A 15,306-nucleotide genomic window follows, 5' to 3' on the forward strand; every position below is an offset into this window, starting at 1 on the left:
GAGTGAAAGAAACATGAACAAAAGAACATCGATTGGTATCGGCTTACATGTGTCGAATCAAATTATTGATTTGCAAATCCCTAATCAGGTATCAGTTGCACGTTTAAAAGAATTGTTACTCGAATCGTTTGAGCTGTTGCCAAACCGTTTGCCAGCATCATTTGAATTGGTTGTTTTGAATAAACCAATTCATTTAGCTGATAATCAATTAATTGCAGATTATCCATTAGGGAATGGCGACCAACTAGTAGTAAAAGAAATTATAAAGGAGACACATGGATGAGCGAGTTAAAGGATATTTCAGAGACAATCACGTTAGAAGCAGCAAAAGAATATGTTCAAGTGACATTACAAGCAAATCAATATCAGTTAGAAAGACTAGAACAGTTTCAACAATTTTTAAAATCAAGTCGTGGATTTTTATCGGGAAAAATAATACAAGCAACGGAAGAAGCGTTAGTGATTCAATACCATAAGGATCAATATATGCAATCCATTTTACAAGCGATAAAAAAAATGGATCAATATGAGCGATTATTGTTAGCGCAAAGAGTTCATTATTTGGTTGATTTCTTAGGTACGCCGGTCCAACCCTTTATTCATCCAGAAAACATCTATATCTTGGGAGAAGAATTATTAATTGCTCATCGTGGTTTTATGCAGGTCATTGTGCCTTATTCAGCAGATGAAAGAGAATTTTTTAAACAATATCGAGCACTGATTTTAGCAATCTTACATCCAAAGTATGAGTATGAACAATTGATTCAAGGGAATGGCACCCTGAAAGATACGCTATCTAAACAATTACAAGAGGCGAAAACAATCAATGAAATTGAGCAAATTATTGGTGAACAAGTCATTCGTCAAAAAGCCAAGCGTGAAGCAGAAACCAAATTAGTGAGTAAAAAAAGTTATTTAACCTTTAAATGGGCCAGCTTAGTGTTATTGGCTTTAACGCTACTTTTTGCAACTACAACAGGGATTTATGTCTTAAAAAAATTACCAGCCCAAGAGCGAGTGAGTTTGGCAGAAGCGCAGTATATTTCTAATGACTATGCAAGTGTTACGAAAACATTAAAAGAAGATACACCAGAAGAATTGCCGATAGGAGCTAAGTATGTTGCTGCTGTTAGTTCTGTCCAACTAGATAATTTATCAAATGAACAAAAAACAGCAATTTTAAATAATTTATCTCAAAAATCTAGTGAAAATACCTTACTTTATTGGATTTATATTGGCAAAGGAGACTTTGAAAAATCATTAGATATTGCCCAAAATTTAGGCGATAACCAATATATATTACATGCCTATACAAAATTATATGATGCAACCAAAGCCAATAACAAAATGAACGGCGAGAAAAAACAAGCATTGTTAACAAAATATGAAGAAGCGATTGATAAATACATGAAAATCTTGGGAGGAAAAACGGATGACAACGAAAATCAGTAAAAAATTGGTCTCTGTGAATGATCAAATTCATACATCTAGCATGATTTATTTTGACATTTTTTATTTTGGTCGCCAACTTCTTCACCGTCAAATTACGGCTAAAAACCCAAGTGTTTCAATCAATCAACAATTATTTTTTTACGAAAATGAAGAATTATTCTGTAATGGTGAAACCTTTGATTCTGCTGAAAATTTTTCTGTTTTTCCCCACGAAGAATTAATTACTGTCACCACCAATAAACCGCAGAAAGATTTTTTAATTGCCTCTGCCAAAAATGCTGCGATTTCATTAGAAACAGATGCCATCATCAATATTACACTAGCACCAGAAACTGGGGAATATACAGCAACGATTTATCCCGGAGAAGATACGATTTACTACAATCATTATTTAGTTGAAAAAGGAAGCTATGCTTTTACAGTCGGTGATCAATTAGTTGTCAATGGCTTAATCATTGAAGTTCGGGAAAAACAATTAAAGTTAACAAGTCTAGGAGCTACATATTCCCTGAATCCTTGGCAAATTGTAGAAGAGGAGGTTATTCCAGAATATCCTGTCGATTTCCCGTCATTTCGACGAAGTCCACGGATTCACTTGAAGGAGCCAAAAAAACAAATAGAAATTGCTGCCCCAAAAGCCAAGCAAACAGAAGGGAAAAATGAACTGTTACGGACGATTGTCCCACCTTTAGGAATGGTCGTTTTGAGTGGCACAACAAGCTTTTTAAGTGGGGGCAATCCAATTATGATGCTTAGTATGGGCGGAGCGAGTTTATTGACGGCTGGCTTTTCAGTCTCTAGTTATTTCACCAATAAAAAAGAAACAAAGCAAAAGAATATCGAACGGAAAAATAGCTACGAACAATATTTAATACAAGAGAAAGCTCGTTTAAGTATACTGCAACAAGAACAAAAAGAGGCCTTGGAATATATGAATCCTGCCATGAACGAATTAGCCTTAATGACAAAAGAGTATCATGCGCGGATATATGAACGCATGATGACTAATGAAGATTTTTTGACAGTTCGCTTAGGGGTTGGTGAAATTTCTTCAAGTTTTACGACAAATTATCAGTCAACGGAAGATGATTCACTAAGTCAAGAAGCTGAAGAACAATTAGTATGGCCATATAAACAATTAGAAAAGGCGCCGATTGTTGTACCACTAATGGGACAAACCTTAGGATTGGCGGGAACACCTGCTGTTTTAAGGACAGCCATTCAAACGTTGTTATTTCAAGTTTCTGTTTTACATTCCTATCGTGACGTAGAGTTTGTTACTTTAGTACCAGAGGAAGATTATCAGAAAGATTGGCATTCTTGGCGTTGGTTGCCACACGTCAAAATCCGCAGCCTGAATTTGCGTGGGATTGTTCACGATCCTCAAACAAGGGATATGGTTTTAAATTCTTTCTATCAAATGATTACGAAACGTCGACAACAAGTGCGCGAAGCCGGCAATGAAAAAGTTCACTTTCAACCACAGTATATTCTGTCGATTTTAGAGGAAAGCTGGTTGTCAGGGCATGGCTTAAATGAATTTTTAGCTGAAGATATGAGTCAATATGGTGTGACAGTTATTTGGGGAAAAGATGCTTTAAATATGTTACCAGAAACGACAACTACACTGATTGAGTATCAAAGTAGTGAAGCGGCGACTTTAATTAATCAAAATAATAAATATGTGAACCAAAACTTCGTTCCTAATCATTTACCGACTGCTTATCCGCTTGCTTATGCGATTCAGCGCTTGGCGAACTTGCAGCATGTGGAAGTGGAGAAGAATGCTATTCCTGAAGCAATTGACTTTTTAGAATTATATGATGTAAAGGAAATAAAGGATTTAAATGTAACAGACCGTTGGAAAAGAGCCGATACTTCTAAGTCTTTAGCAGTTCCTCTTGGCGTTCGTGGCAAAGATGACATTGTTTACTTGAACTTACATGAACGTGCCCATGGTCCGCATGGACTTGTCGCAGGAACGACTGGCTCTGGTAAGTCTGAAATCGTTCAAAGTTATATGTTGTCATTAGCTGTTAATTTTGCTCCAGAAGATGTAGGTTTTTTACCTATTGATTTTAAAGGAGGCGGAATGGCTAACTTATTTGCAAAATTACCTCATTTGTTGGGTTCAATTACTAACTTAGATGGAGCTAGTTCAGCTAGAGCATTACAAAGTATTCGTGCAGAACTACAAAAACGGCAACGAAAATTTGGAGAATACGGGGTTAACCACATCAATGGTTATACGAAATTATATAAACAAGGAAAAGAAATTACTGACCCAGAAGAAAAGAAAAACTATCCAAGTGAGCCCTTACCCCATTTATTTTTAATCAGCGATGAATTTGCTGAATTAAAAGCCAATGAACCAGATTTCATGGCAGAACTTGTCTCTACTGCGCGGATTGGTCGTTCGTTAGGTGTACATTTAATTTTAGCGACACAAAAACCAAGCGGCGTAGTGGATGACCAAATCTGGTCAAACTCACGGTTTAAGCTGGCATTAAAAGTTGCTGACGCCAATGATTCCAATGAGATTATTAAAACCCCAGATGCTGCTAGTATTACTCAACCGGGTCGTGCTTATTTGCAAGTAGGGAATAATGAAATTTACGAATTATTCCAATCTGCTTGGAGTGGTGCTAACTATGATCCATTCGCTACCAAGGAAGAAAAAGTGGATGAAAGGATTTGGTCAATTAATCAATTAGGACAATACGAATTATTAACTGCCGACCTTTCCGAAGAAGAAGAGGTTTCTATTAAAACGGAGGAAGAGTTAACACAATTAGATGCAATTGTTGAAGAAATTGCCAAGCATGCGGAAGAAAGTCAAGCAACTTTACCAGAGAAACCTTGGTTACCTCCATTAGCAACAGAAATTGTTTCACCACTTTTTAAAACGCAATGGCAAGAACAACGAGAACTTTCTGTTCCTTTTGGTTTTATGGATATTCCAGCAAAACAAGAACAAGTCAATTTCAATTTCGATTTGCACGAATTAAATCATACTGCCTTATATGGTTCACCGGGGTTCGGTAAATCAACAGCTTTGCAAACCCTAGTAATGAACTTTGCTCGTAAAAATACACCAGAACAAGTTCAATTTAATTTGTTTGATTTTGGTACAAATGGGTTGTTACCATTGAAAAAATTACCACACGTTGCTGATTTAGTCCGTTTGGAAGAAGAGGAAAAATTGGTTAAATTCTTAAAACGAATTCGTAAAGAAATTCAAGAGCGTAAAGATGCCTTTACTGAATACGGTGTTGCTAGTTTAAATCAATACGAAGAAAAATCAGGACAGAAATTACCAGTGATTGTTACGATTGTAGATGGGTTTGATGCAGTCAAAGAAAGCCCATTAGAAGATCCAATTGAATCTGTTTTAAATCAATTGCTACGAGAAGGAGCAAGTGTTGGCTTGTATACCATTATTACGGTCTTAAGAACAAATAGCTTTAAAATGAGTATGACAAGTAATATCCCAACACATATCGGTTTGTATTTAGTAGAAGAAGATGCGATTCGTGATGTTGTTGGACGAGAAGCTTTGATTCCACAAGAAATTATGGGACGTGCACAAGTGAAATTGGAACAGCCGCAAGAAATTCAAATCTATCTACCAACAGAAGGGGAAAATGATATCGCTCGTTTAAACCGTTTAGAACAAGAAATTGAAAAGATGAACCAAAAATGGGGCGGTGAACGACCACTACCAATTCCAATGTTACCGAAAACAATCGCTATGGCGAATCTATACAATCATCCACACGCTCAACAAATGCTGGAAAATATGGAGTTCCCTATTACCTTTGATAAAGAAACGACTAACATAGTGGGCTTCAAACCAACGGAACATGGTTATTTTGTGATTGGTGATGATACACCACAACAAAATGAATCTGTTGAAAAAGTGATTATCGAAGACATGAAGCATTTTAGAGGGCGTGCCGAACGGATTATCTTTAACCATAGTGACCGTTTTGGCGGTTATGCAGATAGCTTTGATACAGTGATCGCAGGAACTGAATATGGAAGCTTTGTCAATGAATTATTACAGGAAATTGAACAACGACAAATGATTAGTGAGTATGAACCGATGTTGATTTATATTCCCGAAGCGCAACAATTTGTCGAAAAATCCTTTATTAGTGCTGAAAACCTAAATATCCTACTGAAAAAAGGTAGCCAAGTCGCGATGTATTTTATTTTCCAAACCAATCAAAAATTATTGGAAAACAGTTTTAATGATGCCGATAAATTATTACGTGCTAATATCCCAGCGGGTATGGTTGGTACCAGACTCGCAGACCAAAGCTTTGTTAAAACGAAAAGTGATTATAATGAACCTGCCGTGGAATTGGATGAATCTCATTTCTTTGAAGGTCGAACAGCAATGCGGGTGAAGTTAGTAAGTGAATAAAAAGGAGTGGAATTATGAATAATGAATTGTCAAAATTAATTGATATGAAAAAGAGCGAAGAAGAAATTGAAACAAATAATTTTATTATCAAAGATAACATTTTAAGGTTTGATCATCTAACTTTACAATTAAGTAACATTTCCAGAATATATGCTGGAACTAAGCGGATGAGAATTCCTGTGATGGCGATAAGCATTTTTGTTTTAGCTTTTGGAACTATTCGGTTTGAAGGATTACGTTGGATTAGTTTAATTATTATGGGATTGACAGGATTGTATATCTATATGGTTTATCAAAGACATCAAAGTAATAAAGAATATTTAATCTTTCAACTAAATTCTGGAGATAATTACTCCCTTTATTTTCAAGATGCTGAATTTTTAAACAAAGTCCGTAATGCAGTTGAAGCAGCATTCAATCACAAAAATGTGTATTCAGAAATCAATATTGCGGAACAAAAAATTATTCAAGGAAATCACCATGTGATTCATGGCAACCAGGCCAACCTAAACACAGGGATTCAACAAGGCAATACAATGCATTCGAATAATCATGAAGAACATTCGTCAACTACTGTTGGGGATATCACAGATAGTACTATTCATCATTCGACATTTGGCAACCAGAATCATCAAAAAAATGAACAATCTGTTTATGATTGGCCGGTACTTGAAGCTAATTTTAAAGCAGTCATCACTTCATTGAAAAATGAAGACGAAACAAAACAAGTCAACAGGCAAGTGCTAAAAGCTGTTGAAGAAAAAGACGCAAAACAATTTGAGACAATCATTAAAATGAATCGGAAAATTTTTACGTCTAATCTATTTTTAAATACCGCTAGTGGTGTATTGGCTCAAGTGATTTCAACGATTTTAGGGATTCGGTAAAGGAGGAACCTCATGAGTGATGAAGCAATAAAAGCGCAAAAAAGAGCACTGGCAGCCGGAAAGCGTGCTGAAGCCAGTCATTTAAGTAGTCAGGTCAACACGGCACAAGCCAACAAAAATCAAATTGATCAGAAAATTCGAGAATTAGAAAAAGCAATTCGTGAATTAAGTCGAGAGATTCTTAGTATTCATCAATTGAAATCAACCGTTTCTAGTCAGTTAAAGAGTATTTCTGGAAGTAATTTTAAAGGCACACGACGGAATAAGTATAATGAAAAAGTTAGAAAAGTAGATAGTGATTTATCAAAATATGCCACAAAAAATCAAGAAAATTTACAAACATTTCAACGGAAATTGTCTAACTTACAAGAAGAAGCGCAACGTGAAGCCATGACAATCAGTTCATTAAATTCACAAATTTCGGCACTATTATCAATAGCAATGAGTTTGGATTCTTAATAAAGGAGTGAAAAAAATAATGAAAAGCGGTGTAAATTTATCGGAATGGATGCAATCTGTCAATAAAGCAAACAGCACAATTTCAGGAATTGGCAAAATGAAAACTGTATCTTTTTCTCAAACAAATGCGCGACCTTTTACAGAATTCAAAACAATGATAGAGCAAATCAATTCTTCTCTAGAAAGTTACAAAGAATTTGCAAAAGGAAGCACCAATAAAATGATTGCTGCCGGAAAAAATAAAGCCAATGATGATAAAGCGGGAGCTGCTACTATGAAAATTAGTCAATAAGGAGTGAAGAAAAATGAATCAACAACAAAAGGAGTTGTGGGTGGCTACTATAGAAAGTAGTAACCTGACTGGAGAAATAACAAAGGACACCATAAACGAACTCGGTTTAATTTTGGGCGGTCAACCCCAATTAGCTCAAAATATTTATCAAAGTTTCCTCAATCAAACCACAAGTTATGAACATAAACCAAGAATTGGCGCGATTATTCATATTAGTTTTGATTATGAAGAGGAAAGAGTCACTTTTGCTTGGTTAAAAAAACAAGTTGTATTGACCGTGCCACAATTTAAACGATTTATGGGTTTCGTTGATACAATTTTTACAGAAATCTATCCAATTGGAACCATTGTCGAATTAGATGAAGAATTATTAACCGAAGATGTTAAAGCGCTTTTTACTACAGATGAATTAGGTTTATTTGTTTCTGTTCAAGGGAGAAAATTAACCATTCCAGAAACGCAAATGATGATTGATTACGTAGGAACTTTATGGCCATTTGGATTACAAGCAGAGGTGGAGCCAATTTATTTTAACTCGGTCATGGTAAAACGAGTTATTTCAGAAGGGCCTACTAATGCATATGAGGAAAAGTTTACTTTTGAAGTTTTGAGAAAACAATTGGTGCAAGATGAAAAATATTCGTGTACGTATGTCTAATGAGGAGGTGGGCAAATGAAAATTAATATGCGTGAAGTAATGGAAGCTAAAAACAAAATTACTTCTTCCAGAAATAAACTACAAGCAGAAATCAATCGTGCCAAAAGCGATTGGAAAACAGTCCAAGGAAGTGATGCTTTATCTGGAAAAGTCAAAACAGCTATTAATGGTGAAATTGGTAATTACCAACTACCGATGCTAACCAATTATTATGATCTTTTACATACAATAGCACAAGAAATGGAAAAAACAATTAGTGATTTTAAAGCTAGTGTGAAGGAAAATAGTGAATCAGCCATCATTGATACAGATGCCTTAAATGAAGCGAAAGGAAAATTTTCAACACCATTATCAAATTTTGCGAAATTAGATAAGAAAATTAGCAACATCTACAGTTCTGTGGCACATATCGTCCCTATTTCCGCACCATCCAATCAATTTAATAAAAAAATGGAAGAGGCTAAGAAAGTCTTGACGGAAACGCTGAAAGGCATGGACACTTTTAATGGACGCAAAGCAGGCAGTACTGTCAAAGACAAACTAGCCCAACAATCTAGTCAAATCACGAACGTCGGAGGATTAAGCTATACCAATCCTAAATCATTGGCAATATTTACGGATAAGACATTTAAAAATGAAATAAAAGAAGCGCATAAAACTGTAAAAAAAGAAGAAAAACTTGATTTTAAAAAAGAACATCCACTCATAGCAGCCATGAACGAGAATCTAACCGAAGCAGATTTGCAGGAATTGGATAAATTGATAAATAGTTCGTTGGCAGGTTCTATAAAAGAAGGGAAGCGGTGGACAAAGCATGTTAAAAACTTATACATTTCTTCCAGAATTAAACGAATGTCAGACGGCACTTTAGTCATCAAAAAAGCCGGGAAATGGTTGAGTAAGTTTGATAAACTAACTGGAATTGATAAATATATGAGAAAAGGCAAAGAGTTTACTCGACTAAGCACCTCAGGAGGCTTAAAACAATTTACTGATTTAGGTGATTCATTACTAGATAAATTGAAGTTAGTGGATAAAAATGTTGTATTAAAAGGATCAAAACAAGCATTCAAAGAATCAGTTAAAGGAATTGGCAAAGGAACTTTAAAGAGTGCTGGTGGTGCGTTGAAAAAAAGCGTAAGTTTTGGGATTAATGGTGTTGTGAAAGATGCCAAAGCATTAGTCAATGCAAAAGGTGCAGGAAAAATTGTGCCAGGGTTGAACATAGCTTTAGGAGCTGTAGATGTCGTTCAAGGAATAAGCAAGAGTGAAAAACAAGCCAGAAAAGACGGATTGAAAGGGAATGAAATTACCGCAAGTAAAGTTGGCGGTGCATTGGTGGATGTCGGGAAAGTGGCGGTGACAACGGCGGCGATAGGAGCGGCAGGTGCTGTAGCAGGATTTTTTGGCGCTCCTGTTGTGGGTGTGGTAGGAGCAGGTATTGCAATGTCCTGGGGAATAAATTTCTTAGATAAGAAGTTTAAAGCAACAGAAAATTTAAAACATGGAGTTAATTCAATGATAAAAGGCATTCGGGGGTGGGGAAAATGAAAGATATAATAAAAAATTACATTCCAAATCAATACAAAATAAGGAGCAAGAAAAAAATAACAACCAGAACAATAAAAAGAGGCTTGTATATACTTTTAGCTACATTCTTATTGCAGATTTTTTATTATGTATTTGGTAATGATATAGTAATTGATAAGCTATTTCTAGATATATTAACCTTTATCACTATATTTATAATAGTTGTAAATCTAAGTATATATTTAAATTATGTTTTCAAAAGCAGTATAAATAAGTGGGCAGGAATTTTTTTCTATGTATCTATGATAGTGGATATATTTTTGATACTAGGTTGTATATCATTTTTATTAGATAATTCTTTTGAAACTTTTGTCGAAGTTAGTATAGCTACTTTAGTTACATTTGTAATAGCTGAAATTTTATATCTATTCTCTATTAAACGCTCAGTTATCAAAAATAATTATAAAATAAGAGATAAATTTTTTAACTTTCTGCTCAATGGAGTTAGTTTATTAGGGATAGTATTTCTGTTTATATCAGATTTTACAGATAATTGGTTTTTGGGAATCTTAGGTTGTGCATGTATTTTAATCATGACTCTTCTTTTAGCAACTATTCATTTAAATAGAATCCTTCTTCTGTGGAAACCAAATAATTCGAATAATGATCAAACGTCAATCTATGGTAATTCAATTGAAATGATGAAGAACAAGAAAACAAAAAAATAGCTATATTTCTTCAAGAATTAAGTGAATGGCAGATGGTAAGTTGGTCATAAATAAAGCTGGAAAATATCTAAGCAAACTAGATAAATTAACAAGGATTGATAAATACGTAAAACAAGGGAAATCATTTACACGCCTAAGCACCTCAGGAGGCTTAAAACAATTTACAGATTTAGGTGATTCATTACTAGATAAATTGAAATTAGTGGATAAAAATGTTGTGTTAAAAGGATCAAAACAAGCATTTAAAGAAGCAATCAAAGGAATTGGCAAAGGAACTTTAAAGAGAGCTGGAAATGCTTTGAAAAAAAGCGTAAGTTTTGGGATTAACGGTGTTGTGAAAGATGTCAAGACCTTAGTGAATGCAAAAGGTGCAGGAAAAATTGTGCCAGGGTTGAACATAGCCTTAGGAGCTATAGATGTCGTGCAAGGAATAAGCAAGAGTGAAAAACAAGCCAGAAAAGATGGCTTGAAAGGGCATGAATTTACCGCAAGTAAAGTTGGCGGTGCATTGATGGATGTCGGGAAAGTGGCGATAGGAGCGGCTGGGGCAGCTTTGGCTATAGTTGGAACACCTGTATGGGGAGTTGTGGTAGCAGGGATGGGAGTTGGTTGGCTTGTAAATAAAGTAGATAAAGATAATAAATTTACGGAAAAAGCTAAAGGGGCAATTAATTAAATGATAAAAGGAGTGTCTGGATGGTTCAAATAAAAGAAATCTTTAAAAACTTCCTTCCAAACTTTTATAAAAAAACTAGCAAAAAAATATATACAAAAAAATCTTTTTTGATTGTTGTAGGATATTATTTTTCCTTTCTTATTTTTTGGTTAGTGGGTAAGTGGGCAGGAAATTCAGAAGGAGTTATATCTAAGGTATCTAATAGTTTTATCAATACTTTTTCGTACTTAATGATATTAATTATTTTATTTAATATCATTGGCTTTCTTTTATTTGATAAAAAAATTGAATTTCAGAAATATTTTGCTTTAGGTTTGTATTTTTCGGGAATGTTCTTTTGTGTATGTATAGTCGCTTTATTAACTTCTTTAGTGAATAGGTCTTATGAAACTTTTATCTTTAAATTGTTTTTTGTAATCATTCTTGTAACTATAGAGGTTCTATATAATTTTATACTGGTGAGTATTTCGCTGTCTAAATCAAATTTGTCTATTCGAGATAAAGGAGCCAATTACTATATAAATTTGATAACAATAATAGGTGGTATTTTGATTGTTTTAGCAACTCAAATAAATAATGAAAATCTTCTTCATACTGGAATGTTAATGGCAATAAGTAGTTTTTTATGTGTTGGAATTTTCCATTTCCCTCGCGTAATACGATATTGGAAGAAACCACCAGAGATTGACTTAAACAAATCTGCATATGGAAATTCCATTGAAATGATGAAGAACAAGAGAACCAAAAAATAGCTATACTTCTTCCATGATTAAACGAATGTCAGAAGGTACTTTAGTGATCAAAAAAGCCGGGAAATGGTTGAATAAATGAGATAAATTAACTGGCATTGATAACGTTATGAGAAAAGGTAAAGACTTTACTTGACTCCAAGCACGCAAGGAGGCTTAAAACCAGCCTTCAAAGATTCAATCAAAGGAATTGGTAGGTATTGAAAAATTTAAAAATAGATCGATTTTAGGAAATTAATTTAATGAAAAGAGGGAAAAAGATGATTGAAAAAGTTTCATTGGAAATGAACAATTTAGTGTATATTGAAAAACGAGCAACAACAGATCAATTAGTGGATTTAATTTTACAATCAGAAGAATTAACTTATGAAGAAGGTTTTTATAAAAATGGACCAACAATGATTGAACTAAAACCAACTGAATTAAGTGAAGAACAACAAACGTATAAATTTTATATTCCTGTGAATGAGCCAGTTGAAAGTGGCGAGATTTTTACTGTAGAAAATATTCACTATGATCATCTAGTTCGTAAAAGAATTCCTTTTGATGATGAACTTGGCGCTAATATTGAGGAAATGACGGATTACTTGCTGGAACAAAAGATTGAATTTGATGATAAATTATTGTTGGTAATGACCTTAGTTTATGATGAATATTGGGTAGATGTTTTAATCCCAACAAAAGAGTAGGTGAAAAAATGAGAAAAACAATTGGCTATAAACAATCATTACATTATCAAAATGTCATCAGTCGTTATTATGTAACGACTTCAGAGGAGATGGGTCGTTGTTTAGAAGATGCTTTGGAAACAATTTTTGAAGCAGATTATTCTTTATCAGACAGCTTTTTCTATTCAATGAATTCTGACATTCGTGAAGAAGAATTGCTGATTCAAGTTTTTTTACCTGTCAATGAAGAATGCCAAGAGAATCTTCCAGCAGAATATCGTTTCCAATCTTATTTTCAGGTGAACAATATGTTAGCAACTAGAGCAAAAGGCGATAAGCTATCTGAATTCTCTAAAGCATTAGAAGAGTTAATCACTATAGTTGTTCAGGAAGATTTGACAATTGTTTCACCAATTTTCTATTGTCCGCAAGTAATAGATAATAAGGTATACACTGATTTGATGATTGGTGTTAAATAGTTTTGAACTGATTAGAGTTTTGTTGTAAGGAAAGAGGAGAGAAAAGTTTGAGTTTGCTTATAAATGAGGAAGAGATATTTGAAGTGAGACTGACTAAGGCAGATGGGTACAAAAAAATTGGTATAGGACTAGGTGTTATTTTTGTCACACTTAGTTGCTTGGTATGGTTTTACTTTCCACTCTATAAAAATCCAGTGACAAGTAATATAATTTTTTTGTTTTTTTAACAGTAGTGGCTATACTAATCAGTGCTTTATCCTTACTTAAATTAATATGTATGTTTGCTTTTTTGATAATCGAAACCGGGATTAATGAGACTAAGTATATCAGAAAATATGGTGGCATTTTATATAGAATGGACAGTCGTGGTTTGTCATATCATGAAAAGGGATTTCTAATAGTGCGTAGTTGGTCGGAGGTCATTGATGTAGGACTTTTCAGACAAATGGAAAGTGAAGTTATTTATAATTATCAAATAAAATTTAGTGATGATGATAGACACACTTTTGATTTAAGAGGGAATTATCCAACGATAGCATTCAAAGAAAAAATTGAAGAATTCTGGTTTAAATACAATAGCTAAATTAATCTTCATTCCCCCTCCTAGAAAACACAAAACCGTGGTACAATAACTTACGTAATAGACACACCTACTCCGAATGTCAAAAAAGGGCAGAAAAGTAGACAAGAAATTGTTTAAGGAGTAAAGTAAACTTACTTAAAATTTTGGGGGAAATAAAATGTATGATGTAATTATCATTGGTGCCGGTCCTGCTGGGATGACGGCAGCACTTTATGCATCACGGTCTAATCTTTCTGTATTGATGATTGAACGCGGTGCGCCTGGTGGGCAAATGAACAACACTGCTGAGGTAGAGAATTACCCAGGCTTTGATTCTATTATGGGTCCAGAATTGGCCTATAAAATGTATGAAAATGTAGAAAAATTTGGTACGGAAAATGCGTATGGCATTGTGATGGGCATCGAAGACCACGGATCCTATAAAGAAGTGATTTGTGATGACAAATCTTATGAAGCTAAAGCGGTAATTATTGCAACAGGCTGTGAACACCGAAAATTGGGTGTAAAAGGCGAAGAAGAATTTGCTGGCCGTGGTGTTTCTTATTGTGCCGTTTGTGACGGTGCTTTCTTTAAAAATAAACGCTTAGTAGTCGTTGGCGGCGGCGATTCTGCAGTTGAAGAAGCAATCTATTTAACGCAATTTGCTTCTGAAGTAGTGATTGTTCACCGTCGTGATGAATTGCGTGCGCAAAAAATCATTCAAGATCGTGCCTTTGCAAATGAAAAGATTTCCTTTGTTTGGGATACAGTTGTCGAAGAAATTGTTGGCAATGAAATGGTTGTGACAGGTGTGAAAGCCCGGAATGTCAAAACAGATGAAGTTTCTGAAATTGAAGCAAACGGCGTGTTCATTTACGTGGGGCTAGATCCATTAACAGAACCATTTAAGAAAGCTGGTATTACGAATGAGGCTGGTTGGATTGAAACAGACCAAGAAATGAGAACAAAAATTCCTGGTGTTTATGCCATTGGTGATGTCCGTGAAAAAACATTGCGTCAAATCACGACAGCGGTCGGTGAAGGCGGTATTGCTGGACAACAAGTATTTAACTACATTGAAGAATTAAAATAAAAAAATGCTTTTGCCTTTATTATTAAAGGCAAAAGCATTTTTTAATAGGTTCCTTTAATGACAAAATAAGAGCCACGAATGGTTCCAGCTAATTTTGATTTTTGACGAGCAAATTTGAATTTTCCTTCAAATTCTGCAGGGATTGCCATACCATCTGAAAGTTTAAACCCAACGGCGCGTTTGCCTTCCTCAGCTAATGTGTACATCACGTTAACTGCTAAGCCGTTTTCATAAAATACATAGGCCATTTTTATGCCATCTAAAGTGAAAGAAGAAATTTCAAGTGGCTTGTAAGGGAAATGTAATTCTCGTTCTAATAAAATTTTTTCAATCCAGGCCAATGTTTCTGGAGCTTCAGAGGCAGGGACGGTCGTAAAGCGATGTTTGTATTTATTCCAAAAATAGCGAGCTTCATTCGCTCTTAGTCCAGCCAGAGCAGGTGCCACTGGTGAACTTTCTAAACCAATAGTGGCTACTTCTTTAAAATCAACTGTATAAACCATGAATTGATACTCCCATCTTTTCTTTTAAACTAAGTATAACGGCAGCAGGGGTAACGAACAATTATTATTACTTAAAAGAATGAAATTGGGACAGAACCTACGCTTTCGGAAAATGTTAAGATTTCCGAAAGCGTAGGTTCT

The 15,306-nt window shown here is 34.7% G+C and carries 16 protein-coding genes; 15 read left to right on the forward strand and 1 reads right to left on the reverse strand.

Going from position 1 to position 15,306, the window contains the following annotated elements; genetic code table 11:
• Nucleotides 1–13: 13 nt before the first annotated feature.
• From IGK70_RS06085 to trxB, 15 genes are all read left to right on the forward strand, one after another.
• On the forward strand, nt 14–283 hold the full coding sequence (locus tag IGK70_RS06085) for an EsaB/YukD family protein (RefSeq protein WP_010712367.1): 270 nt from the start codon (nt 14–16) through the stop codon (nt 281–283).
• Nucleotides 280–1,452 carry a type VII secretion protein EssB gene (essB, locus tag IGK70_RS06090; protein WP_104855397.1) on the forward strand — a complete coding sequence of 391 codons (1,173 nt, stop codon included), beginning with the start codon at nt 280–282 and terminating at the stop codon, nt 1,450–1,452. The genes IGK70_RS06085 and essB overlap by 4 nt, the downstream gene beginning before the upstream one ends.
• The gene (gene essC, locus IGK70_RS06095; protein ID WP_104855398.1) at nt 1,433–5,881 is read left to right on the forward strand and encodes a type VII secretion protein EssC; all 4,449 of its coding nucleotides are present in this window, start codon (nt 1,433–1,435) and stop codon (nt 5,879–5,881) included. The genes essB and essC overlap by 20 nt, the downstream gene beginning before the upstream one ends.
• A 14-nt stretch (nt 5,882–5,895) precedes the next feature.
• Nucleotides 5,896–6,768 carry a DUF6232 family protein gene (locus IGK70_RS06100; RefSeq protein WP_002361713.1) on the forward strand — a complete coding sequence of 291 codons (873 nt, stop codon included), beginning with the start codon at nt 5,896–5,898 and terminating at the stop codon, nt 6,766–6,768.
• 12 nt (nt 6,769–6,780) lie between these two features.
• Nucleotides 6,781–7,227, forward strand: a complete 447-nt coding sequence (locus tag IGK70_RS06105) for a YwqH-like family protein (protein WP_002361714.1) — start codon at nt 6,781–6,783, stop codon at nt 7,225–7,227.
• Nucleotides 7,228–7,246: 19 nt separating this feature from the next.
• On the forward strand, nt 7,247–7,519 hold the full coding sequence (locus tag IGK70_RS06110; RefSeq protein WP_002407019.1) for a hypothetical protein: 273 nt from the start codon (nt 7,247–7,249) through the stop codon (nt 7,517–7,519).
• Between the two features lie 13 nt (nt 7,520–7,532).
• On the forward strand, nt 7,533–8,177 hold the full coding sequence (locus IGK70_RS06115) for a DUF4176 domain-containing protein (protein ID WP_002407018.1): 645 nt from the start codon (nt 7,533–7,535) through the stop codon (nt 8,175–8,177).
• 15 nt (nt 8,178–8,192) lie between these two features.
• Complete coding sequence (locus IGK70_RS06120) at nt 8,193–9,728, forward strand: T7SS effector LXG polymorphic toxin (RefSeq protein ID WP_104855399.1); 1,536 nt, start codon at nt 8,193–8,195, stop codon at nt 9,726–9,728.
• On the forward strand, nt 9,725–10,435 hold the full coding sequence (locus tag IGK70_RS06125) for a hypothetical protein (RefSeq protein WP_029655937.1): 711 nt from the start codon (nt 9,725–9,727) through the stop codon (nt 10,433–10,435). Before IGK70_RS06120 ends, IGK70_RS06125 begins: the two co-directional genes overlap by 4 nt.
• A gap of 25 nt (nt 10,436–10,460) precedes the next feature.
• A complete protein-coding gene (locus IGK70_RS06130; RefSeq protein ID WP_174115020.1) occupies nt 10,461–11,111 on the forward strand; it encodes a hypothetical protein in 651 nt (216 codons plus the stop codon).
• Between the two features lie 20 nt (nt 11,112–11,131).
• On the forward strand, nt 11,132–11,863 hold the full coding sequence (locus IGK70_RS06135; RefSeq protein WP_104855401.1) for a hypothetical protein: 732 nt from the start codon (nt 11,132–11,134) through the stop codon (nt 11,861–11,863).
• 239 nt (nt 11,864–12,102) lie between these two features.
• A complete protein-coding gene (locus IGK70_RS06140) occupies nt 12,103–12,549 on the forward strand; it encodes a hypothetical protein (protein WP_025189366.1) in 447 nt (148 codons plus the stop codon).
• An 8-nt stretch (nt 12,550–12,557) separates the two neighbouring features.
• The gene (locus tag IGK70_RS06145; protein WP_002361728.1) at nt 12,558–13,007 is read left to right on the forward strand and encodes a DUF5085 family protein; all 450 of its coding nucleotides are present in this window, start codon (nt 12,558–12,560) and stop codon (nt 13,005–13,007) included.
• Nucleotides 13,008–13,239: 232 nt separating this feature from the next.
• Nucleotides 13,240–13,590, forward strand: coding sequence for a hypothetical protein (locus tag IGK70_RS06150; RefSeq protein ID WP_240185194.1), 351 nt, complete (start codon nt 13,240–13,242; stop codon nt 13,588–13,590).
• Between the two features lie 157 nt (nt 13,591–13,747).
• On the forward strand, nt 13,748–14,662 hold the full coding sequence (gene trxB / locus IGK70_RS06155) for a thioredoxin-disulfide reductase (protein ID WP_002357780.1): 915 nt from the start codon (nt 13,748–13,750) through the stop codon (nt 14,660–14,662).
• A gap of 41 nt (nt 14,663–14,703) precedes the next feature.
• Here the strand turns inward: trxB and IGK70_RS06160 are convergent, their stop codons facing one another.
• Entirely contained in the window at nt 14,704–15,165 is a 462-nt protein-coding gene (locus IGK70_RS06160) for a hypothetical protein (RefSeq protein WP_002355960.1), read from the reverse strand.
• Nucleotides 15,166–15,306 lie beyond the last annotated feature (141 nt).

It is taken from the genome of Enterococcus sp. DIV0358, assembly GCF_051713465.1.
GTDB classification, from domain to species: Bacteria; Bacillota; Bacilli; order Lactobacillales; family Enterococcaceae; genus Enterococcus; species Enterococcus faecalis.